19 protein-coding genes are annotated in these 21,731 nt (G+C 58.2%); 7 read left to right on the top strand and 12 right to left on the bottom strand.

Translation table 11 applies throughout. The annotated features are described in order from the left end of the window. The first annotated feature begins 80 nt into the window (after positions 1-80). A complete protein-coding gene (locus EDF82_RS00385; RefSeq protein ID WP_123753659.1) occupies positions 81-815 on the top strand; it encodes an SDR family oxidoreductase in 735 nt (244 codons plus the stop codon). A 138-nt stretch (positions 816-953) separates the two neighbouring features. On the opposite strand, the gene EDF82_RS00390 is transcribed toward EDF82_RS00385, so the two are convergent. The 5 genes from EDF82_RS00390 to EDF82_RS00410 form a co-directional block, all read right to left on the bottom strand. Further along, the gene (locus EDF82_RS00390; protein ID WP_123753660.1) at positions 954-1,229 is read right to left on the bottom strand and encodes a putative quinol monooxygenase; all 276 of its coding nucleotides are present in this window, start codon (positions 1,227-1,229) and stop codon (positions 954-956) included. A gap of 18 nt (positions 1,230-1,247) precedes the next feature. Next, positions 1,248-2,486, bottom strand: coding sequence for a cytosine deaminase (gene codA / locus EDF82_RS00395; protein ID WP_123753661.1), 1,239 nt, complete (start codon positions 2,484-2,486; stop codon positions 1,248-1,250). Continuing rightward, positions 2,483-3,718, bottom strand: a complete 1,236-nt coding sequence (locus EDF82_RS00400) for a PucR family transcriptional regulator ligand-binding domain-containing protein (protein ID WP_123753662.1) — start codon at positions 3,716-3,718, stop codon at positions 2,483-2,485. Before EDF82_RS00400 ends, codA begins: the two co-directional genes overlap by 4 nt. A gap of 2 nt (positions 3,719-3,720) precedes the next feature. Next, positions 3,721-4,983: a cytosine permease gene (codB, locus tag EDF82_RS00405; RefSeq protein ID WP_123753663.1), complete on the bottom strand. Its 1,263-nt coding sequence runs from the start codon at positions 4,981-4,983 to the stop codon at positions 3,721-3,723. Positions 4,984-5,178: 195 nt separating this feature from the next. Beyond that, entirely contained in the window at positions 5,179-5,577 is a 399-nt protein-coding gene (locus EDF82_RS00410; RefSeq protein WP_123753664.1) for a helix-turn-helix domain-containing protein, read from the bottom strand. A 103-nt stretch (positions 5,578-5,680) separates the two neighbouring features. On the opposite strand from EDF82_RS00410, the gene EDF82_RS00415 reads away from it, so the two are divergent. The 4 genes from EDF82_RS00415 to EDF82_RS00430 all read left to right on the top strand — a co-directional run bounded on the left by EDF82_RS00415 (position 5,681) and on the right by EDF82_RS00430 (position 10,330). Then, positions 5,681-6,730 carry an NAD(P)-dependent alcohol dehydrogenase gene (locus EDF82_RS00415; RefSeq protein WP_123753665.1) on the top strand — a complete coding sequence of 350 codons (1,050 nt, stop codon included), beginning with the start codon at positions 5,681-5,683 and terminating at the stop codon, positions 6,728-6,730. Positions 6,731-7,148: 418 nt separating this feature from the next. Next, on the top strand, positions 7,149-7,757 hold the full coding sequence (locus EDF82_RS00420; protein WP_123753666.1) for a methylthioribulose 1-phosphate dehydratase: 609 nt from the start codon (positions 7,149-7,151) through the stop codon (positions 7,755-7,757). A gap of 51 nt (positions 7,758-7,808) precedes the next feature. Next, positions 7,809-9,296 (top strand): FGGY-family carbohydrate kinase, encoded by a 1,488-nt coding sequence (locus tag EDF82_RS00425; RefSeq protein ID WP_123753667.1) that lies wholly within the window; start codon positions 7,809-7,811, stop codon positions 9,294-9,296. Positions 9,297-9,301: 5 nt separating this feature from the next. Then, positions 9,302-10,330, top strand: coding sequence for a 2-hydroxyacid dehydrogenase (locus EDF82_RS00430; protein ID WP_123753668.1), 1,029 nt, complete (start codon positions 9,302-9,304; stop codon positions 10,328-10,330). Positions 10,331-10,370: 40 nt separating this feature from the next. On the opposite strand, the gene EDF82_RS00435 is transcribed toward EDF82_RS00430, so the two are convergent. Genes EDF82_RS00435 through EDF82_RS00455 form a run of 5 tightly spaced genes read right to left on the bottom strand, consistent with a single transcriptional unit; the run spans position 10,371 to position 15,838 of the window. Continuing rightward, complete coding sequence (locus tag EDF82_RS00435; protein WP_123753669.1) at positions 10,371-11,312, bottom strand: carbohydrate kinase family protein; 942 nt, start codon at positions 11,310-11,312, stop codon at positions 10,371-10,373. Positions 11,313-11,323: 11 nt separating this feature from the next. Beyond that, a complete protein-coding gene (locus EDF82_RS00440; protein WP_123753670.1) occupies positions 11,324-12,325 on the bottom strand; it encodes an ABC transporter permease in 1,002 nt (333 codons plus the stop codon). Next, on the bottom strand, positions 12,325-13,311 hold the full coding sequence (locus tag EDF82_RS00445; protein ID WP_123753671.1) for an ABC transporter permease: 987 nt from the start codon (positions 13,309-13,311) through the stop codon (positions 12,325-12,327). Before EDF82_RS00445 ends, EDF82_RS00440 begins: the two co-directional genes overlap by 1 nt. After that, complete coding sequence (locus EDF82_RS00450) at positions 13,308-14,813, bottom strand: sugar ABC transporter ATP-binding protein (protein WP_154143589.1); 1,506 nt, start codon at positions 14,811-14,813, stop codon at positions 13,308-13,310. Before EDF82_RS00450 ends, EDF82_RS00445 begins: the two co-directional genes overlap by 4 nt. Positions 14,814-14,857: 44 nt before the next feature. Next, positions 14,858-15,838, bottom strand: coding sequence for a sugar ABC transporter substrate-binding protein (locus tag EDF82_RS00455; RefSeq protein ID WP_123753673.1), 981 nt, complete (start codon positions 15,836-15,838; stop codon positions 14,858-14,860). A gap of 415 nt (positions 15,839-16,253) precedes the next feature. Here EDF82_RS00455 and EDF82_RS00460 point away from each other — a divergent pair, with 415 nt between their 5' ends. Together EDF82_RS00460 and EDF82_RS00465 are read left to right on the top strand one after the other, a co-directional pair. Beyond that, positions 16,254-18,563, top strand: a complete 2,310-nt coding sequence (locus EDF82_RS00460) for a molybdopterin-dependent oxidoreductase (protein WP_123753674.1) — start codon at positions 16,254-16,256, stop codon at positions 18,561-18,563. Between the two features lie 212 nt (positions 18,564-18,775). Continuing rightward, positions 18,776-19,513, top strand: coding sequence for a GIY-YIG nuclease family protein (locus tag EDF82_RS00465; RefSeq protein ID WP_123753675.1), 738 nt, complete (start codon positions 18,776-18,778; stop codon positions 19,511-19,513). Positions 19,514-20,152: 639 nt separating this feature from the next. Here EDF82_RS00465 and EDF82_RS00475 read toward each other — a convergent pair. After that, positions 20,153-20,605, bottom strand: coding sequence for a GNAT family N-acetyltransferase (locus EDF82_RS00475; RefSeq protein WP_123753677.1), 453 nt, complete (start codon positions 20,603-20,605; stop codon positions 20,153-20,155). Positions 20,606-20,757: 152 nt separating this feature from the next. Then, positions 20,758-21,645 carry a LysR family transcriptional regulator gene (locus EDF82_RS00480; RefSeq protein ID WP_123753678.1) on the bottom strand — a complete coding sequence of 296 codons (888 nt, stop codon included), beginning with the start codon at positions 21,643-21,645 and terminating at the stop codon, positions 20,758-20,760. Between the last annotated feature and the right edge of the window lie 86 nt (positions 21,646-21,731).

Consider the following 21,731-nt stretch of genomic DNA (forward strand, 5'->3'; position numbering starts at 1 on the left):
GGCACTAACGGGAAGATGTTACCCCACCGCCCCATGCTATATATCCCTCGCAGATACCGATCGCGGAAAGGGAGCAAACCATGCTGAAGGGTAAAAGAGCCGTTATCACTGGTGGGGGCGGGGGATTTGGTCAGGCGCTGTGCGTGTGGTTAGCGCGAGAAGGGGTCGAGGTGGATTTTTGCGCCCGGCGCGTTGCTGATATTGAAAAAACCTGCAGCATCATCACTGCTGAAGGTGGTCACGCAAAAGGGTATATCTGTGATTTAACCCAGCCGGAATCTATTTCTCAATTTGCTTCCCGGCTCTTACATTCAGAGCAGCCCATCGATATTTTGATCCTTAATGCTGCTCAGTGGTTGTCAGGGTCAATAGACCAACAACCGGACACTGAAATCATCAATACCATCAGTTCAGGCCTGACAGGTTCAATTTTACTCACCCAGGCATTGCTTCCAGGATTAAGGCGCTCAGACAGTGCTGATATCGTTTCAATTATATCGGTATGCGGTATCGCGAATTTCACAGACTCCATTGCCCATCCTGCTTTTTTTGCCAGCAAAAACGGGCTTAGCGGTTTTACAACGACGTTGTCGAAACAATTATCCAAAGAAAATATCCGGGTAACCGGCTTGTATCCACCGGACTTTGAACTGACCGGACTGGATGCGCTTGTTGATGAGCAATGCAGAATGGGGGAGCGTTTAATGAATGGCCGTTCTGTCTGGGAAACGATTCGTTTTGTGCTGACGCAACCTCGAAGCTGCCACATTGGTACGATCTACTTCCAGGGGCCAACGCGCGAAGATTTGCAATAACAGGGTCTGAATCTGGCGGTGTTCAACCGAACGCTCCCTGACTATTGCCGGGGGCTATTTAGTGCCAGAGGCGGAAATCAGCGACAGGTGAAAAAAGCCGCCACGGGCGGCTTGTTGAAAAGGATATCAGCGGGGCGGCTATTCAACCGTTGAGATTTCATATTCCCGGGCGATCGCGCGGGTTTCTTTTCCCCAGACTGAAGCCCTGGTTCTTGTCTGATGAGCGTCAAAGGTCGTCTGGTTGCTAAAAAGCTCTTCGACTTTCCAGATCAAAGGATCCACCGTTTCCGTAACCTCGAATGACACGCATCCGCTTTCTTCCTTTGTCAGTTTCTTGTGTTGCGGAAGGTACTGGCGCACAAGCTCCGCCTCGTCGGCATCTTTACACACTAAACGACCCGTCAGCTTAATCATTAGCATCCCTTTATTTATTCAGTTTGAATAGCAAACCTGCTCCGGCTGGCGTTGCATAATGATGTTGCCGTGACGAATGGAGGTCAGCACTTTAGCCTGGCGGCATACCGCATCATAATCATTTTCTGCATCAAGGATCAGCAGGTTCGCCGGACGCCCCTCGGCAATACCGTAGTTATCGCCCAGGCACAGTGCCCGGGCGCTGTTATCGGTAATAAGGTCGAGACAGCGCTGCAAATCTTCATACCCCAGCATATGGCAGATATGCAGCCCGGCATCCAGGATGCGCATAATGTTGCCGTTGCCCAGCGGGTACCACGGATCCTGAACGGAGTCCTGCGCAAAGCAAACGTTGATCCCGGCGCGATCCAGTTCCGCCACCCGCGTCACGCCGCGGCGTTTTGGCCAGGTATCGAAGCGCCCCTGCAGGTGAATGCTTTCGGTCGGGCAGGAGATAAAGTTGATGCCCGACGCCTTTAACAGTCGGAACAGCTTCGAGCAGTAGGCATTATCGTAGGAGCCCATGGCGCAGGTATGGCTGGCGGTAACCTGCGCGCCCATGCCGCGAACCCGGGCCTCTTCTGCCAGGACTTCCAGGAAGCGCGACTGCGGGTCGTCGATTTCATCGCAGTGGACATCCACCAGACAGCCGTGGCGCTGGGCCAGGTCCATCAGAAAGACCAGCGAGCTGACTCCCTTATCGCGGGTGTTTTCGTAATGTGGAATACCGCCCACCACGTCGGCGCCCATCTCAATGGCGCGGGTCATCAGCTCGCGCCCGCCGGGGAAGGATTCGATGCCCTCCTGCGGGAAAGCCACGATTTGCAGGTCGATAAGATGGGCCGCCTCTTTTTTCACCTGCAGCATCGCTTCAAGGGCCGTCAGAGACGGATCGGTGACATCAATATGTGTGCGCACGTGCTGCACGCCGTTATCGCGCAGCATGCCGATCGTCTTCAGCGCGCGCTGGCGCGTATCTTCCACCGTGACGCTCGCTTTACGCTGGCTCCAGCGGGTAATGCCCTCAAACAGCGTACCGCTCATATTCCACTCCGGCTCGCCCGCCGTCAGGGTGGCATCAAGATGAATATGCGGCTCGACAAACGGCGGGATAACCAGTTTTTGCTGGGCGTCGATATCGCAGGCGTTGGTCGCCTGGGCTGCGGTTTGCGCCACGATGCTCTTAATCACACCATCCTGTAAATCAAGTGTATACAGTGCTGCTTTATGGCGCAGGCGCGCGTTGATAATTTTCATGGTTGTTCCCGTAAATGGTTTTGCGACATACGCCAGATCGCTAAGGCGACAGAGGCGTTGAGATGAAATTGCGAATGACTGACCGGATAGCGGGTCAGTTTTTCAATGCGTTGGATGCGCTGATGCAACGTGTTGCGGTGAATACCCAAGCGCTCAGCGGCCCTGACCACGTTGCCGTTCTCCTGAAGCAGCGTTTCCAGCGTCTCCAGTAGTAGCCACGGGCTTTTGCGGTCAGGTTCGATCAGGCAGCCGAGGGTGTCATGCATAAAATCGCTCAGCAGTGTAGGATCGCTGACGGCGGAAAGCAGTTTGATAAAGCCCAGTTGCTGATAGTCACTGATACGCTGGGCCGGGCGCAGGTTATCGCTGAGATCCAGCGCCTGACGCGCCTGCGAGAGCGCGCGCTGGTATCCCTGTAGCTGCTGCACCGGCGCGGAAAGGCCGCACAGCAGCGACAGCCCGTCGTTGCCTTGCGCCAGCGCGAGCAGCCACTGTTCTAACCATTTTTTCTGCTGATAAAACTCACCTTCCTCATCCGGCAGCAGGAACAGAAACATATTGCTGCGCTCCACCAGCGGGAAAGGGTTGCCCTGTTGGTTGAGCTGCTGCTGCAATCTCTGACGCACAGTGCGGCGGGCCTGCTGTAGCCAGGCTTCGGCCTGCTCAGGTGGCGACTGACGAAACAGCCGCTGTATTCCCTCCAGGCGCAGCGCCGCGACCCGCAGCGGACGGGTAAAATCCAGCTGCTGGTGGAGCGCGCGCTGATGCAGGATTTGCAGGTCGGGATAATCGCCAGTGAGCAGCTGCATCAGAATATCGCGCTGTGATTGCAGGGCATTCTCGCTACGTACCAACGCGGTGCCGATGCGTTCCGTCACAATCACCATCTTCAGCAGATAGGGTTGCTCGATCAGCGGTATGCCGAGTTCGTCGGCGAGGGCGATCAGCCGCGGCGGGATCGCCTGAATATAGGCGTCGCCGGTGAGGATCACCATCCCGGCGATCCCGCGCTGCTTGCCCTCCATCAGCAAATGGATCAGGTTGTCCTCATCGCGGGGATGGTTGATCCCGGTGATAAACACCAGTTCCCCGCCCATAATCCACTCGGCGATATTTTCATTTTCCGCCACGTAGTACCAGCGAACCGCCAGCTGTAGCCCCTGTTTGCCTGCCCGCAGGCGCATGGCGGAAAGGCCGTCAAGGGCGAGGATTTCGCTGACCGTCAGGCTCATGGTTACTGCTCCGCAACGGAATCAGCGGCGGGCTGACGTTTGCTCAGACGCGTCAGGGCGATGTAGACCAGCGCAGAAACGGTAATGCCCACCAGCGGCGCAATCCACGGCGACAGATAAGCCACCACCGCGCCCACGGCGTAGGCGCCAAGCCCCAGCCAGTTAAAACGCGGCAAACGGGCGGTTTGCAGCAGAGGGTAACGGCCGCCGCGATAAAACCAATAGTCGGCGAGGATCACGCCGCCGATAGGCGGAATAATGCTGCCCAGTAGCACCAGGAAAGGGATCAGCATTTCGTACATACCGCCAATTGCCAGCAGAATACCGACGCCAGCGGCGGCGACGGTCAGCGTACGGCGGCGCTCGCTGCGCAGCAGGTGGCAGGCGGCGGCAGAAACGTTATAGATTGTCGGGCCCTGAATCGTCAGCAGGTTGAGGCACAGCATCACCACCGCGGCGACGGAAAGCCCCTGCAAAATCAGTACCTCGACGATATCGGCCTGCTGATAGACGATGGCGCACCAGGCCCCGGCGACAATCATCAGCCCGTTACCGACGAGGAAGCTGCTCATGCTGGCGATGATGGCGGTGCGGCTGGAATTAGCCAGCCGGGTCCAGTTCGTCGCCTGGGTGGCGCCGCTGGCGAAGGTGCCGAACACCATGGTGATGGCGGCCGACCAGGTCATGGTTTCGCTCGGTTCTATTTGGGTCATCGCCTGCCAGCCACCGGCGTGATGGGCGGCAAGGTACATCGACACCACCAGCAGAATAAACATCAGCGGCACCGAAATACGCGACAGCGCGTCCAGCCCCTTATAGCCCACCAGCGCGGTCACGCAGAACAGGATCCCGAACAGGATCATCAGCGGAATGGTCGCAACCTCGGGCAGGGCGAGGATTTTGACCAGCGAGATAGCGACCGTTGCCGTCCCCCAGGCGTACCAGCCCAGTTCGGCGAAGCCGAGAATAAAATCAGCGAGCTTGCTGCCGATTTCTCCGAAGCAAAAACGCCCCATTAGCACGGTATTCAGCCCGCTCCGAGCGGCAATCCAGCCGAGCGATGCGGCGTACAGGGCCAGCAGAAAGTTACCGATAACCGCAATCCACAGCAGGTTTACGATGGAAAAAGAGACGCCAAGCTTGCCGCCTGCGAACATCGTGCCGGTAAAAAAGGTGAAGCTGAACAGAACCATGGAGATCGAAAATACGCCCTTGCGTCCGGTCGCAGGCGCTTCGACGAGCGGAAAATCATTGCTGTTTGACATAGTGGAACCTCTGAGTGGCTATCCGAATGGCGATGCAGAGGGGTAGCAAGAGGTATGCCAATAAAATCGGGGCAGGGTTAACACAATGCGATGTGCACTATGCACATAAAAAACCATTAACCCGCAGGCGTTTGCCAGAATAGTGTGCACAGTGCAAAGTTTTGCACTGCCGTGGAGCAGTGCCGAAGGGTATTTTCAGGACGACGCGCTTTTTTCCGCAGCCGCCCGGTAATGCGCTTCCATCTCATCCAGCGCGGCCTGATTTTCCAGTCCCCACTGATACATCTGTTCAATCGGCTGGGCGAAGGTTTTGCCCAACTCGGTCAGCGCATATTCCACCTTTGGCGGCACCACCGGATACACATGGCGACTAATCAAGCCGCGCATCTCCAGCTCGCGCAGGGTCTGGATCAGCATCTTTTTTGAAATCCCCTGCAGGCTGCGCTGCAGTTCAGCGGTGCGGCAGCGATGATTCGGCCAGTGCCACAGCGCGTGCAGCACCATGGAGGACCACTTTAGTGAAAAAAGATCCATCAACCTGCGCGGGGCTGAATCGGCATAGAAATAGAGTTTCCCCTCGACGATAACCGGCATTTTTGCTCCTCTCTTTTTATGGTCACCAAATGGTAACTACTACCAATATGGAAACCTCATGTCTATAGTGTGCGGCCTTTTTACAGCCAGACCTGAGGTAAAGATGAAGATTCGTGGAATGATGGCCACCGCTGCCGACCAGCCGCTGCGGGTGGGGGAAATGTCCCTGCGCGACGTTCAGGATAACGATGTGCTGATCGATATTCTCTACTGCGGCGTGTGCCACTCCGATCTGCATATGGCGCGCAATGAATGGGGCGTCAGCCAGTACCCGCTGGTCCCGGGTCACGAGATTGTGGGTCGGGTTCGCCAGAGCGGCAAGGCGGCAACGCGCTTTACGCCGGGCCAGCTGGTGGGGGTGGGCGTCATGGTCGACTCCTGCGGTCAGTGCGCCTTTTGCCAGCAGCATGAAGAGCAATATTGCGACAGCGGCTTTACGCCGACCTATAACGGCACTGACCGCTATACCGGCGAGCTGACTTGCGGCGGCTATGCGCAGAATATCGTCGTTGACCAGCGCTTTGTGGTGAGCGTGCCGGAGAATCTTGACCCGGCCGGTGTCGCGCCGCTGCTGTGTGCCGGCGTTACCGTGTGGTCGCCGCTGCGCTACTTCGACGTCAAGCCGGGAGACCGGGTCGGGGTGATCGGTCTGGGCGGCCTGGGGCATATGGCGGTCAAGCTGGCCAGCGCGCTGGGGGCGGAGGTCACGCTGTTTACCACTTCGCCGGAAAAAGGCGAAGACGCGCGGCGTCTGGGGGCAAGCCGGGTGGTGATTTCCCGCGATAGCGCACAGATGGCGGCCTGTGCCACCAGCCTCGACATCATTCTTGATTGCGTCGCCGCCCCGCACGACCTGGACCCCTATCTGGCGGCCCTGAAAACCAACGGCCGACTGGTGCTGGTGGGGATCCCCGACAGTCCTCACCCCGCGCCGGATGTCACGCCGCTGGTGTTCCGTCGCCTTAGCATCAGCGGCACCTCCATCGGCAGCATCCAGGAGACCCAGCAGATGCTGGATTTCTGCGGCCAGCACAACATTACCGCTGATATCGAGATGATTCGCGGCGAGGAGGTTGAAGCGGCGTTCAGCCGGATGCTGAAAGGGGAGGTGAAATACCGCTTTGTGATTGATATGGCCGCCACGGCGCTCTAACCGCCACTGCGCCCGATTTCTGCGGGCGCATCCTGTTTCTTTCTTGCAGAACGATCCTCCACGTTACCGGCAGCCTATAGCGGGTAATGTTGGTGTCATGAAAACACCTGGTTGTATCGTTGTTGAAATTGCTAATTTCATATGCATTTCTGATATAACCATTATCAATGTCGGTCTTTCCTGAAATATTGTTCGCGCCAGCGAGCGGTGTTAGTATCGGGTGAATAGCCATTTAGACGGCTAAAGAACCTTTCGTCAGGCTATTTCATTGGCCATTCTGGACCTGGGCTGAGTTCACGCTCCGCACGTACTCCCTGTACGTTCCGGGTGTTGCGCGCTGACCGCGACCACACTGCCTGCAACATAACGCCTGGCCGTAAAGGTTCTCAAATCAACATCGCTAAACTAAGGAACTGCTATGTGGCAAGAAAGACTCGCGCAACTGGTCACCACCTGTCATTGGATCGGCGCGAAAGGCTGGGCACCGGCCACCGGCGGCAATATGTCGGTGCGTCAGGATGAGACCTGGTGCTGGCTCAGCGAGTCAGGACGCGATAAGGGCAGCCTGACGACGGAAGATTTCCTCCAGGTTGAGATCGCCAGCAATACCGCGCCTTCCGGGCGCAAACCTTCCGCGGAAACCGGTCTGCACACCCTGGTGTATCGCCTGTTCCCGGAGGCCAACGTGGTGCTGCACGTACATACCGTCAACGCCACCGTACTGTCGCGCATTGAAAAAAGCGGCACCCTGGCGCTGCAGGGCTATGAAATGCAAAAAACCCTCACCGGCCAGCACAGCCATCTCGATACCGTACCGGTGGCAATTTTCGATAACGACCAGGATATCGATGCCCTGGCGGCGCGCATTGAAGATTACGCCCAGACCAACCCGCTGCGTTACGGTTTCCTGCTGCGCGGCCACGGTTTGACCTGCTGGGGTAAAGATATTAATGAGGCCCGTCGCCAGCTGGAAGGGCTGGAGTTTTTGTTCGAGTGCGAGCTGATGCGCCGCCGCTACGAGCCGTGACCAGAGCCAGCACGATTAGGTTCTAAATCTCTCTCCACCAACGGGTCAGTCATGGATTTTTATCTCGGAATCGATATCGGCACCTCGCGCGTCAAAGCGGTGCTGTTTGATGAATATTTTCAGGCGTGCGCCAGCGCGGCGCAGAATACCGGCCCGCGGCTGTCGGCCAACGGGTACGCCGAACAGGACATGGCCCAACTGTGGCAATCGGTGGTGACGATCCTGCGTGACATAGCCCAGCACCCGGCGCTGCAAAACGGGCGTTTACGCGCGATTGGCCTGGCCGGGCAGGGCGAAGGCGTCTGGCTCAGCGACGCCGAAGGTGAACCGGTCGGGCCGGGAATGTTGTGGAGCGATACCCGCAGCCGCGAGCTGATGAGCGAACTGCTCAGTCGCCCTGGTTTTGACCGCCGTTTCTTCGACGATACCGGTACCCACCTGCAGCCCTGCAATACCAGCATGCAGCTGTGCTGGCTGAAACATCATCAGCCGGAGCGGCTGGCGGCGGCCCGTTATCTGTTTTTCGCTAAAGACTGGATCCGCTTTCGCCTCACCGGCGTCGCGGCGCTGGATCTCACCGACGCCAGCACCTCTTTGCTCAATCAGCAGAGCGGGACGTTATCCACGGTGGTGCTGAATGACATGGGTCTCGCGGATTTAGCGCATCTGTTCCCGCCGCTGCTGGCGCCGGATGCCCAGGCCGGTACGCTGCGTGAAGAGGTCGCCTTGCTGACCGGGCTTCCCGTTGCCACCCCGGTGGCGGCTGGCGCGCTTGACGTGTGCAGCGCGGCCCTCGGCTGCGGCGCGGTGAACGACGGTGATATCTACACCATTCTTGGCACCACCTGCTGCACCGGGATCGTCTGCCACGGTCGTCAGACGGTCAACGAGGGGACGCGTTACGTCACCCATACCGAAGCGGGCCGCTTCATTAATCTGTTTCCGATGCAGGCCGGGACGCCGAACATCGACTGGCTCCAGCAGCAGATTTCGCTAAACCCGGATTTACAGCAGCTGGAGCAGAGCATCGCCAGCGTTGAGCCGGGCAGCGGCGGGGTGTTCTGGCAGCCCTATCTTAACGGCGAACGCGCACCGTTCTTTAGCCCCGAGGCGCGGGCCGGTTATTTCGGTATCAGCCAGCACACCACCCGCGCAGAGCTACAGCGGGCGGTGTTTGAAGGGCTGGCATACGCCATCGTCGACTCGCTTCAGGGCTACCCGCAGGGCGGTGAACTGTATCTGACCGGCGGCGGCGCGGCTTCAGCCACCTGGCTGCAAATCATTGCCGACTGTACCGGCAGAACGGTGGTCTCCAGCACGTTCAACGAGCTGAGCGCGCGCGGTGCGGCGATTCTGGCAGCGCGCAGCGTCGATGCCCTGAGCCATTACCCGGCGCTGGAGCAGACCCGCTATCAGCCCAATCCGCAGGCGCATCACCGTTACGCCGCACTCTACCCGGTTTATCGCCTGCTGCGCGAGCAGATGCTCCCGGTCTGGCAGGCCCGCCACGAGGCGCTTCACGCTCTTTCTCAGGAATAACGCACATGAAAATTGTTTTTACCGCCGAACACGCCGGCGATCTCAGCGCATTTCAGCAACTCGGTGAACTGCGGGTGGAAGGCTGGGCGCTGGGCAAGCCGAAGCTAAGCGCTGGCCAGCTGATCGATCTGGCCCACGACGCCGACGTGCTGGTGACCAGCTATGATGATGTGACGGAGGAGGTGATAGCCGCCTGTCCGCGTCTGAAGGTCATCGCCTGCACCCGCGCCAATCCGGTGAATATTGATACCAAAGCCGCCCAGGCGCGCAATATCCGGGTGCTCTATACGCCGGGCCGCAACGCCGACGCCGCCGCAGAACTGACGCTGGGGCTGATGCTGAGCCTGGCGCGACACATTCCGCAATCCTACGCCGCGCTAAAGCGTGGTGAATTCACTAACGCCGAGAACGCCGCGCACTCTACCCAGAGCGGGCTGCGCCGCGATGTCGTGTGGGACGTCAGCCCGGAAAGCCCTTATGAAGTGTTTAAAGGCAGCGAACTGCGTAATAAAACCCTGGGGCTGATCGGCTACGGCAATATTGGCCGCCGGGTGGCGCGTATTGCCCGTGCCTTTGGCATGGCGGTGCTGGTGGTGGATCCGTTTGTCGCCGCCGAGGATATCAACGAGCCGGGATTACAGAAAACGACGCTTGAGGCGCTGTTCCGTGAGGCCGACATCGTCAGCCTGCATTTGAGCAGCGGCCCGCACAGCGATGGCCTGGTTAACGCGCCATTGCTCAAGAGCATGAAGCCGGGGGCGCTGCTGATTAACACCTCCCGCGCCGCGGTGGTAGATGAAGAGGCGTTGATTCAGGCGCTGCGCCACGGCCCGCTGGGCGGCGCGGGGCTGGATGTGTACCATCGGGAACCGCTGTGGCGCGACCATCCGTTTGTCACCGAGTTTGATAACGTGATTATCACCCCGCATATTGCCGGGGCGACGCGGGAGAGCATCGCGAAGCATACCGCGATGATTGCCGCCGACCTCCAGCGCTATGTTGCCGGGGAGCCGCTGCTTTATCAGTGGCGCTAAGCCGTTTCTGCCGCCGCGAGATGCGGCGGCGATGCTGCTATCAGCGGCGGTTTGCCGCCATAAACGCCTGAGTCTGTTCCCAGTCAACCACCCCCGCATCCGAACCCATCCCGGTCGCCACCAGCGCGGCGACGGCAGAAGCCACCTCACACGCCGCTTTGACGCTTAACCCACGGGCCAGCGCGGCAATAAAGCCGCCGCAGTAGCTGTCGCCGCAGCCGGTGGTGTCGACAGCATCGACTCTGAATGGCGCAATATGCTCAACCGCGCCATCGCGGGTCAGCAGCCAGGAGCCGTTCTCGCCATCTTTCAGAATGCAGGTCCCGACGCCAAGCCCGAAGAAGAAACGGGCGATCGCTTCCGGCTGCGTCTGCCCGGAGAGATACGCGGCTTCCTCAAGGGAAGGCATAAAGTAGTCCACCGAAGGCAGCAGCGGGCGCAGCAGATCCAGGGTGTGCTCATCGGGGGCAATGAGATCGAAGCTGGTGGTCACGCCGCGGGCTTTCGCCGCCTGCAGCAGAAGCGCGCTTTGCCCGTTGTCCATCGCCGCCAGCAGGCCGGTGCCGCCGTGGTGCAGGAAGCGACAATCAAGAATATCGGCGAACTGCTCTTCACTGACGAAAAGGGCATCGGAAGCCCCCCGGCAGTGCAGCGCCGGGCGCTCGCCATTGGGACGAATGGGCAGGATCGTCGCTGACGTTTCCTTCAGCGTCGTGCGCTGGATCAGCGAGCAGTCGATACCCAGCCGGGCATAGCTGGCGAGGATAAAATCGGCTTTTTCGTCTTCGCCCAGGCAGGCCACCGCAGCGGTACGGATCCCCAGCCTGGCCGCGTTAATATTGGCCCCGGCGGCGGTGCCGGCGGGGTTCAGGCGGATCTGTTCGATAAAGGCCACCCCGCCGCGCGGCGGGATGTCGCTAACCGGGCGTCCGGCGATATCAAGAATAGTCAGGCCGACAAAGACGGCGTCAAAAGTTGCCATACGTGCTCCACTTAACGATGCGTTTGACGCAGACGCGCCTGCCAGAAGGAGAGGGCCAGCGCCACCACCAGAATCACGCCCACCAGCGCATCTTTCACCAGGTAGTTCAGCCCCATCAGGTTCAGGCCGTTATCAATAATCGCGAGGAACAGCACGCCGCCGAGGGTGCCGGCGATGCTGACCCGGCCTAGCCGGTTAAAGGCGGTGCCGATAAATACCGCGGCGATAGCGTCCATCAGATAGGCCTGGCCAGCCAGCGGCGTAAACTGGCGCAGGTTGGCGGAGAGGATCACGCCGCCGACGGCGCACAGCGCGGAGGCCGCCACCAGCACCCACAGCATGGTCCGGCGGTCGCGGATCCCGGCGATACGCGCCGCTTCGCCGTTCTGGCCGATCGCGCGAACGTATTTGCCGAACAGCGTTCGTTCGGTAATCAGCCAGGTCGCCAGCCACAGCACCAGCACAATCACCACCGGCGTGGGAATACCGGCGATAGTGCCGACCGCCAGATCGTGATACTCCGGCGCCATCCGGCGATAAGAGATGGAGCCGCCGCCGTCGGTATAGATGCGCTCGGCGCTGCTGGCGATAAACCAGGTGCCGAGGGTGGCGAGGAACGGACGGATCTGGCAGATAAGGATCAGGAAGGCGTTCAGCAGGCCGATAATCACCCCGCCGAGCAGCGCGCAGCCCACAGCTGCTTGCCACGGCAGGTGCCAGGTTTTGAGCGCCACCAGCGCAAAGGCCGCGCCGAAATCCAGCGCCACGCCGACGGAGAGGTCAATCGCCCCGGCGCTGACGATAAGGGTCATCGCCATCGCCACAATCAACAGAATGGCGCTGCCCTGCAGCAGGTTGGCCCAGTTATCGAAGGTCAAAAATACCGGGTTGGCCCAGCCGAACAGGGCAATCGCCAGCAGGGTAATGACGCCGAATCCTGCCCGCGACAGCCACGCCAGCGGGCTGCTGGCGGTTTGCCCCGTTGATGGGGTCTTGAGCGTCAACTGGCTCATCAGTTGCCTCCTTTATGTCTGACCGCCGACGCCGCCAGCACCACGAGGATCAGGCCGCCTTTGATAGCCCCCATCCAGAAAATATTCACCCCCAGCAGACCCAGCCCGTTGGAGAGGGCGTTGACCAGCACCGCACCGAGCAGCGCGCCCCAGATGGTGACCACCCGACGGCGCGAGAACGCCGCGCCGATAAAGGTGGCGAGGACGGTTTCCAGCAGCAATGGCGTCGCCGTGCCGCTGGAGCTGCCGGAGCCCTGGCTGAGCAGCGGCATGATCGCCAGTCCAGCGGCGATCCCCGCCAGCAGCCAGACAATAATGGTCAAACGGCGCACGTTGAGTCCGCTCATCTGCGCCATATCGCGGTTGCCGCCAACCGCCTGTAAATGCTGGCCGAAGCGGGAGTGATGCAGCAGAAACTGGAACAGCGCGAAGACCGCCAGCAGATAGATCAGCGGCCACGGGATGCCGAACAGGTCGTTATCGCGAAAGGCCACCATCAGCGGGTCATTGACCGCGATACGTCGCTGGCCGGTCAGCAGGTCGGTCAGCCCGGTGAAGGCCACCGAGGTCGACAGGGTCGCCAGCAGCGGCGGCAGACCCGCCACCAGCACCAGCGTGGCGTTGACCGCGCCGCAGGCCAGACTGACGGCAATCAGCAGTAACAACAGCAGCAGGTAAGGGGTGTTCCACTCCGCCATGCCGAGGCTCAGCAGCGCCACGCCAAGCACCGCAATGGCGGGCAGCGACAGGTCAATCCCGCCGGAAACCACATCATCGCCGCCGACGGCTATCACGCACACCAGACCGAAGCAGAGGATCGCCAGCGGCACGCTCTGCACCAGCATCATGCTGATATTCTGCCAGCTTAAAAAGAAGGGCGACTGGAGGCTGAGCCACACCAGCAGCGCAAAAAAGAGAATCAGGGGGAATTTTTCGATAAGCGTCGTGAGGCCCGGAAGGGGGCGACGCTGGATGCCTGCACTCATACCTGTTGTTCCTGTCCACCGTTAATCGTCACCAGTAACGCGTCCAGCGTTAGTCCCTGGGTCGGGAGATTGGCTACCAGCTCGCCGCGCCACATCACCAGGATGCGGTCGCACAGGCCCAATAATTCTGGTGCGTCGCTGGAAGAGACCAGCACGCCGCGACCGCGGTCCGCCAGCTCGCGGGTGCGCTGATAAATATCGCTACGCGCGCCGATATCCACCCCGAGGGTGGGTTCATCGAGAATGAACAGCCGCGCGTCGGTGCCCAGCCAGCGGGCGAGAATCGCCTTTTGCTGGTTGCCGCCGCTCATCAAGCGCACCGGCAGTTCCGGGCGGCCTGGGCGGATGGAGAGCTGGTCAATCCAGCTGCGCGCTTTTTCCAGCGCTCGGCCGCGACGTTCCCAGCCGAAGGTGGCGGTGTCCGGCAGCGAGGCAAGATTAATATTATCGGCGGTGGAGAAGGGGAGGATCAGCCCCTGATGGCGGCGGTCGCGCGGGACCAGCGCCAGCCCGGCGCGGGTGGCCTGATACGGCGTGCGCAGCCGTTTCAGCTGGCCGTCGATGCTGATTGTGCCGTTGCGGGGGCGGCGCAGTCCGTAAAGGAGATCGACCAGCACGTCGCGCCCTGCGCCCAGCAGCCCGGCGACGCCGACAATCTCGCCTGGCTGAATATCAAAGGTAATATCGTTTAATTGCTGGCCGTCGCTAAGGTGGCGCACGGAGAGCACCGGGGCAGCAGCATCGACTTCCTGAGCGCTGCTCTGGCGCGGGGTATACAGCTGCTCAATATCGCGACCGACCATCATTTTTATCAGTGCGTCGGTATTTTGCAGCAGCTCCCGGTCAGGGTAACCGACGACCTCGCCGTTGCGCAGCACCGTGCCGCGATCGCACAGGGCAGCGATTTCGTTGAGATAGTGAGAAATATAGAGAATCGCGATCCCCTGTTCCCGCAGACGCAGGATCGCCGAGGAGACCAGGCTGGCCTCCTGCGCTTCCAGCGGGGCGGTGGGCTCATCGAACACCACCAGCTTTGCGGCGCCATCGATCAATGCCCGGGCTATCTGCACCAGCTTGCGTTCGGCGAGGCTGAGGTCGCGGATCAGGCGACGTGGGTTGATGTCCAGCTGCCAGCTGTCGCGGAAAAACGCGGCGGTGGCGGCATTCATGCGCCGCCGGTCCAGCGCGCCCCAGCGGGTGCGGTACTCCTGACCCAGAAACACCGATTCCGCGACGGTAAAGTGCGGGATCAGGTTCAGCTCCTGGTGAATCACGCGGATGCCCAGGGCTTCGATCGCCGCAGGATTGCCGAGCGGCAGAGGCGCGCCGTCGAGGGTGGCGTTGCCGCTATCGGCCTGGTACACACCGGCGAGGATCTTTATGAGCGTGGATTTTCCCGCGCCGTTCTCGCCGATCAGGCCGTGAATTTCACCGGGGTTCAGAAGCAGCGTGACCGCATTTAATGCAGTCACGTTGGCAAAGGTTTTGCTGATCTGGTTCATCGCCAGACCAGCGGCGGGATGGACCCCGCCGGAGGATTGAGTTATCACTGCAGTTCGCCATATCCCAGCTGTTTGTAGACCGCTTTCGCCTCCTGCGGACCTTTCACCGGAACCACCGGAATAAAGGTCTGCACCGGCAGCTTCTGTTTGTCGAAGTAGCGGGCGACGTTATCGGCGGAGGTCTGGCCAATCAGATGCGGCTGCTGGGCGACGTTGGCAACGAACGGGCTGCCCGGTTCGGCCATGATTTCCAGCGTTTCCGGGCCGGCATCAATGGCGGTGACCTTAACGTCTTTATCGCGCCCGGTCTCTTCCAGCGCCTGGACGATACCGATAGCCGGCTGATCCCAGCAGGCAACGTGGATGGCGTCGAGTTTACCTTTCGGGTACTGGCTCAGCAGTTCGAGGGTTTTCTTACGCGCATCTTCCGGCGAGTTGGCAAATTGTTCCGCCAGCTCTGGCTGAATAATATGAATGTCCGGGTAATCCTTAAGGACATATTTCCACTGGTCGTAACGAATGCCGCAAATACGCAGGGAACTGGAGAATGCGTTAAATACCGCAACGTTACCTTTGCCGCCTAACTCATCGGCCATATAACGACCAATGGTTGACCCAAGGGTGTAGTTATCGGAGGTGGTGTTATTGACGGAGTATTTTGATACATGGTCAACGGTAAATACCGGAATGCCCGCATCGCGCAGCGCTTTGAATTTCGGCTCAACGGCGCTATCGCCCAGAATGCTAATTACCGCATCGACTTTACGCGACAGTAAAATATCGTGGTTGTTGGCATGAACCTGGTTATCACGGCCGCCGTCGACGCCGATCACTTTGCCACCCAGTTTCTCGACTTCTTCGGTGGCGCCTTTATAGGCTTCACGATCCCAGAAGTGCTGGGTGCCGACAACGGCGACGCCGATGGTTTTTCCCTGAAGTGATAAGGCCTCTGCCGCCAGGGCGTTTACGGAGGCGAGCGAGAGCAGACCCAGCGCGATGGGCAATAATTTCATTTTCTGCGACATTCTTATTATGGTCCTGTGATGGAGGAGGCAGCGGAGCAGTAGCATGACAATAATCGCCACTCAACCTCAAATACAAAAAATATATAAGCTATATCAACAATGTTATATCGAAGAAATGTCTGAGGAAAACTTAAATTTGTCACCTGCAACCTGAAAATATTTCATGATGCGGATTAATCCATCTTTAATTTGTGGATTTAAATCGCTTGCATGCCTTATTAATTCAAATAAAAATTGCGCTTTAATTATAATTATTCTGTCGCTGTAATATATCGCACCCAGGAATAATACAGAGTTGTTCTGCGTGAATAATCCTTCCTGTGTAGCAGATTATAGGGTGATGCATGGGTTATTCCCATGATTATCACCATTTATTATGGCGATGGTTATCGGGCGAGAAAAGAAAACAGGCGCTATGAGAAAACAACACAATCTGACCGTGATGCACTGGGGAACCTGGCAGGTCGAGGCCCGCGACGGCAAAATTGACGCAGTGACCCCGGTGCCGTGGGATAAAAACCCCTCCCGCATCGGTCAGTCGCTCCCCGATGCGGTCACCAGCAAGACGCGAATTCGCCGTCCGGCGGTGCGTGCTGGCTACTTACAGCATGGCCCGGCGTCGCGCGAGGGGCGCGGCAAAGAGCCGTTTGTTGAAGTGAGCTGGGAGGTGGCGCTCGACCTGCTGGCCCGCGAGCTGAACTCGGTCAAAACGCGTTGCGGCAACGAGGCGATTTTCGGCGGCTCCTACGGTTGGGCCAGCGCCGGGCGTTTTCACCATGCCCAAAGCCAGCTGCACCGTTTTCTCAAATCCTTTGGCGGCTACACCGCCAGCACCAACACCTACAGCAGCGCGGCGGGCGAGCGTATTCTTCCGCATGTCCTCGGGCCGCTGAGCCCGCTGCACCGTCAGCATACCCATTTCTCCGAGCTGGCGCGGGAGTGCCAGCTGTTTGTGGCGATTGGCGGCCTGCCGCTGCGTAATTCGCAGGTCAGCGGCGGCGGCGCCAACGACCATATGCTGAAGTACTGGCTGGAGAAGATGCAGGAGCAGGGGACGCGCTTTGTGAATATCAGCCCGGTGCGCAATGACCTGAGCGCCGTCGAGAGCGCCGAGTGGCTTGCCGTGCGGCCGGGGACGGATACCGCGCTGCTGCTGGCGCTCTGTTACGTTCTGATTAACGAATCCCTGTACGACAGCGGTTTTGTCGCCAGCCACACGGTGGGTTTTGCACCGTATCGCGCCTACCTGATGGGGGAGAGCGACGGTGTGGCAAAAACACCGGCATGGGCGGCAGCGATCACCGGCATTGATGCGCAGCAGATTACCGCGCTGGCGCGTGAGATGGCCAGCCAGCGCACGATGGTGAATATTTCGTGGTCGATACAGCGCGCGCGCCAGGGCGAGCAGGCCTACTGGGCGACGGTGGCGCTCACCGCGCTGCTGGGGCAAATCGGTACCCCGGGCGGCGGGCTGGGGTTTGGCTATGCCTGTACCAATCTGGCGGGGGCGGCGCGTAAAGCGTTTTCCGGGCCGCGACTGCCTGCCGGCAAAAATGCGGTGAACAGCGTGATCCCGGTGGCGAGGCTTTCCGATATGCTGCTGCATCCGGGGGAAGCCTATGAGTTTGATGGCCAGCATCTGCGCTATCCCGATATTCGCCTGGTCTACTGGGCCGGCGGCAATGCGTTTCATCACCATCAGGATATCAACCGTCTGTGTGAAGCCTGGCGGCGGCCGGAAACGGTGGTGGTGCACGAGCAGTACTGGACCGCGCAGGCCAAGTTTTCCGATATCGTTCTGCCGGTCACCACCTCGCTGGAGCGGGAAGATATCGGCAGCGGCGGCCACGACGGGTTTATGATTGCCATGAGCGCGCAAATCCCGCCGGTGGGCGAAGCGCGCGATGATTACGCTATCTTCTGTGACCTGGCCGAACGGCTGGGCTGCGGCGAGAGTTTTAGCGAAGGGCGCGATGCCGGGCAGTGGCTGCGGCAGATCTACGAAGAGTCGCGTCCGCGAGCGCAGGAAGAGGGGATTGAGCTGCCGTCGTTTGAGGCGTTCTGGCAGCAAGGGGTACTGGAGTACAGCGCGCCGGAGAAGCCGCAGATATTCCTGGCGGACTTCCGGGCCGATCCGCAGCGTTATCCGCTTTCCACACCGTCCGGCAAGATCGAGCTGTTCTCCGAAACGATTGCCGGTTTTGGCTATCGTGAATGCCCCGGCCACCCGTGGTGGGACGAGCAGGAGGCTGCCTGGCAACGGCAGGAAGCGGCGCGCTGGCCGCTGCATCTGCTCTCCAGCCAGCCGCGCACCCGCCTGCATAGCCAGTACGATCACGGCAGCGTCAGCCGGGCAACCAAAATCCAGGGCCGCGAGCCGCTGTGGATGCACCCGCAGGATGCGCAGGCGCGGGAGATCGGCGAAGGCAGCGTGGTGAAGGTGTATAACGCGCGCGGCGCGATCCTGGCCGGCGTGCACCTGAGCGAACAGATTTTGCCGGGGGTGGTGCAGATGTCGACCGGCGCCTGGTACGATCCTCTGGACCCCAATGAAAAGGGGTCGCTGGATAAACATGGCAACCCTAACGTATTAACCGAAGATCGCGGCAGTTCTCGGCTGGGTCAGGGCTGTAGCGCGCAAAGCTGCTGGGTGGAGATTGAACCGTGGCGCGAGGCGCTGCCGCCGGTGACCGCCTTCGATCCGCCTGTGTTTGTCAGGCCGTAGAGGGGAAGGACTGAGCGCTGATGAGAGGATTGCTCGTCGGCGCTTCGTATGTGCCAGGAGCGGAGATTGCTGACAGCAAACTTTGTTAAACTACGGTCAGAAGTTCAGCATGGATATACCCTAAATAATTCGAGTTACCGAAAAGCCAAAGTTCATGAAACTTGAAATATGAGGGGTATAATGCTTTTACTCTCCCCATATGGAACCCTAACATGAATCGTTTAACTGAGATTGGTTTTATCAAAGCAGGATTCTGGCAAATTATAGATGGCAGCCTGAAGTATCATCTCGATGGCAGATTTACAGATGTTAAGAACAACCTATATGCATTTGTTTGTGATGGTGAAGTAAAGTACGTTGGTAAAACCACTCGTTTACTACGCAACAGGATGTACCATTATTCACGTCCTGGTTCTTCCCAATCTACGAATATTAAAAATAACGCTAACATCATTGATATGCTGTCTAACAATATTGCCGTTGATATCTTAGTACTTCCAGATTCAGGACTGATGCACTACGGACAGTTTCACTTGAATCTTGCTGCTGGTCTTGAGGATTCAATTATTAGCGTCATTCGTCCTGAATGGAATGGCATCCAGAGGCCAGTACTGAATAGTGATGAGGTAGTATCAACTGAATCTGAAATCATCACACATAGTAGTAATAAAAAATTCACTTTCAACATGACCGATACGTACTGGCATAGAGGGTTCTTCAATGTGCCAGTGGTGAGTTCTCAAAACTTTGGTAAAGATGGTGAGAACATCATGATTGTTCTTAGTGATGGTGTGTCTACCATCACTGCAATGATTAACCGAACAGCCAATCAGTCTGGTTCACCCCGCATCATGGGGGGCGTTGAGCTGAAACAGTATTTTCAACGCAATTACGCAATTGGTGATGTTGTCCCTTTCGAGTTGATCACGCAAAACATGATGAAACTATAGTTTCATTTTTTGATGGCGAAATACCGTAAAGACGATATTAATGTATGGAAACCACTTAGCGTCTTTTCATTGCTAATAAATAATAAACAGAGGTGCGGAAAATAATATGCAGAATAAATATACAAAAATGAACATCCTACACGCAGAACTTCTCTCCCCAAGGTACTTATCCCAGAAATCCTTAGACATTATTTTAAACGCCATATTTTCTGAAGCATAATAAGCAAAAGGGTAGGTGATAGCGCTGAATACGAGATACGCAACCGCATACGGCATAAAAGGGATATATGGTGGGAAAATGTGCCCGTCATACATATCACGAACGATAAAATAGATCAGATAGCCCTGGCCACACCACCCCCATAAACAATGTCGTAGATAGTATCTTAAAGTCATCCTTGAGGAACCCGCCATAGATTGCTTTGTTTTTGTACGATAGCAAGATTATCATACAACGGCACTTAAAGGATGGGGAAAAGCACCCCGAAAAGAAGCAAAGGAGTCAGTATAGCGTGCCGGTTGTTATTAACTGATGGCCTATCACGGCGGAAACGAAATCCAATAGAGAAGAAATTCCGGCGATCTCTGAACGGAGGCGATAAGCTCGATGCGTTGAAGACATTGCAATCACGTTCGTTATTAACACAACGCTTTTGAGAAACAGACGGCTTCTTCTCTGCCGACGTACGGACCATAATTCTCAATACGGACATAGCCATTTTTCTCGTAAAACTGTACCGCCCGCAGGTTGATATGCCGGGTTTCCAGCCTCAGCTCGCGATATCCCATTTCTGTGGCGGCGGCTTCGAGGTAAGTGAGCAAGGCGTTCCCCACGCCCGGCACACTACGGTCGGAAAACATTCTTTTCACCTCGGCTATATTTTGCGCGAATGGCCGGATAGCACCGCATCCTATCGCATCGCCATGCGCATTCTTTGCCAGTATCCATAACGCGTTATCATCATTCATGGCATCAATGGTGAAATGACTTTTGCCGTTATCGCCCGTAATCGTGGCCAGCTCTGCCGATAGCATTTCAATTAAGCGATGGGATTCTGAAGAAAAGGGATCTGATTTCTCTACAGTTATCATGGTTATATCCTACAAAAAGGTGATGTTCGGCATAAATAGCCCTGCGGTTTCATCAGCAGTCCCGGCAGCAAAAGTATCACTGGTCCAGGGCCGTCGGGTTGTGTCGTCGTCGGTGAGCACATTGCGCTCGGGAAGTACATCATCTGGGAACCTCAGCGCCCCTCCGTTATGCCAGCCAGCACGCCTTCAATTACGTTGATAATGCTCCTGACTCGCTGGGGAATGAAGCGGGCGTCGGGATAGACCGCGTAGAGGAAGCGATCGGGAAGCCGGTAGGCGGGGAGAACCGGAACCAGTCTGCCGGTCTGCAACGCTCTGGCGGCGAGGGGCCGCTGCATGCCGCCGATACCGATGCCGGACTCAATCGCCTGTAGCAGCGCATCGCTGGTGTTGGCCCGAAACACGGTATTCACTTTTACCTCGAGGGTTTCATCGCCCGACACTAACCGCAGCGGCGCCTCCCGTGCGATGCCGCTGAAGCGCACGTGTGGATGTACCGCCAGTTCGCTGACCGAATGAAGCGGTTGACAACCGGGGGCAGCATAAAGCGGGGTTTCAATCCGTGCCAGCGCCCGTGCCGCATGCGTTTGTGGAGGCTCATGGCTGAGCCGCAGCGCGACATCGACCCCTTCGGTGACCAGATCGGCGATGCGGTCATCCAGTGACAGCGTCAGGTGTAAGTCCGGGTGCATCTGCTGCAGCGTCAGCAGGTGCGGCAGCATGAGCTGGCCGAGGCCGCTGGGGAGCTGCAGGTGCACCGTGCCTTGCCATTGTGGGTCGGCAGGGTTCAGGCGTCTTTCTGCTTCCCGCATGGCGTCCAGCAGCAGGGTCATATCGCGGCGATAGATTTCCCCTTGCGCCGTCAGCGCCATCGCCCGGGTGGTTCGGTGCAGCAGGACCACGCCCAGTTCCTCCTCAAGCGCGGCGATTTGCTGACTGACGGCAGACTGCTTGATACCGCTCTGGCGGGCGGCGGCGGAGAAGGAGCCCGCTTCGGCAACGCGTAAGAAAGTGGCAATGGCGTTGAGCTTATTATTCATTTAATGATTCTGCTTATAAGTACCATCAGTTTCATGGGATATGTGTAGAAAAAATAATAGATCACACTGTGTCTGTCACCCTTTCT

Origin of the sequence: Klebsiella sp. BIGb0399, assembly GCF_003752615.1 — a bacterium.
Taxonomy (GTDB): domain Bacteria; phylum Pseudomonadota; class Gammaproteobacteria; order Enterobacterales; family Enterobacteriaceae; genus Klebsiella; species Klebsiella lignicola.

Excerpts from the sequence above, each read along its gene's own strand:
- EDF82_RS00435 (WP_123753669.1), bottom strand. The coding sequence starts at position 11,312 with ATGGCAACTTTTGACGCCGTCTTTGTCGGCCTGACTATTCTTGATATC.
- EDF82_RS00415 (WP_123753665.1), top strand. The coding sequence starts at position 5,681 with ATGAAGATTCGTGGAATGATGGCCACCGCTGCCGACCAGCCGCTGCGG.
- EDF82_RS00455 (WP_123753673.1), bottom strand. The coding sequence starts at position 15,838 with ATGTCGCAGAAAATGAAATTATTGCCCATCGCGCTGGGTCTGCTCTCG.
- EDF82_RS00440 (WP_123753670.1), bottom strand. The coding sequence starts at position 12,325 with ATGAGCCAGTTGACGCTCAAGACCCCATCAACGGGGCAAACCGCCAGC.
- EDF82_RS00465 (WP_123753675.1), top strand. The coding sequence starts at position 18,776 with ATGAATCGTTTAACTGAGATTGGTTTTATCAAAGCAGGATTCTGGCAA.
- codA (WP_123753661.1), bottom strand. The coding sequence starts at position 2,486 with ATGAAAATTATCAACGCGCGCCTGCGCCATAAAGCAGCACTGTATACA.
- EDF82_RS00430 (WP_123753668.1), top strand. The coding sequence starts at position 9,302 with ATGAAAATTGTTTTTACCGCCGAACACGCCGGCGATCTCAGCGCATTT.
- codB (WP_123753663.1), bottom strand. The coding sequence starts at position 4,983 with ATGTCAAACAGCAATGATTTTCCGCTCGTCGAAGCGCCTGCGACCGGA.
- EDF82_RS00475 (WP_123753677.1), bottom strand. The coding sequence starts at position 20,605 with ATGATAACTGTAGAGAAATCAGATCCCTTTTCTTCAGAATCCCATCGC.
- EDF82_RS00390 (WP_123753660.1), bottom strand. The coding sequence starts at position 1,229 with ATGATTAAGCTGACGGGTCGTTTAGTGTGTAAAGATGCCGACGAGGCG.
- EDF82_RS00400 (WP_123753662.1), bottom strand. The coding sequence starts at position 3,718 with ATGAGCCTGACGGTCAGCGAAATCCTCGCCCTTGACGGCCTTTCCGCC.
- EDF82_RS00420 (WP_123753666.1), top strand. The coding sequence starts at position 7,149 with ATGTGGCAAGAAAGACTCGCGCAACTGGTCACCACCTGTCATTGGATC.
- EDF82_RS00450 (WP_154143589.1), bottom strand. The coding sequence starts at position 14,813 with ATGAACCAGATCAGCAAAACCTTTGCCAACGTGACTGCATTAAATGCG.
- EDF82_RS00480 (WP_123753678.1), bottom strand. The coding sequence starts at position 21,645 with ATGAATAATAAGCTCAACGCCATTGCCACTTTCTTACGCGTTGCCGAA.
- EDF82_RS00425 (WP_123753667.1), top strand. The coding sequence starts at position 7,809 with ATGGATTTTTATCTCGGAATCGATATCGGCACCTCGCGCGTCAAAGCG.
- EDF82_RS00460 (WP_123753674.1), top strand. The coding sequence starts at position 16,254 with ATGAGAAAACAACACAATCTGACCGTGATGCACTGGGGAACCTGGCAG.
- EDF82_RS00385 (WP_123753659.1), top strand. The coding sequence starts at position 81 with ATGCTGAAGGGTAAAAGAGCCGTTATCACTGGTGGGGGCGGGGGATTT.
- EDF82_RS00410 (WP_123753664.1), bottom strand. The coding sequence starts at position 5,577 with ATGCCGGTTATCGTCGAGGGGAAACTCTATTTCTATGCCGATTCAGCC.
- EDF82_RS00445 (WP_123753671.1), bottom strand. The coding sequence starts at position 13,311 with ATGAGTGCAGGCATCCAGCGTCGCCCCCTTCCGGGCCTCACGACGCTT.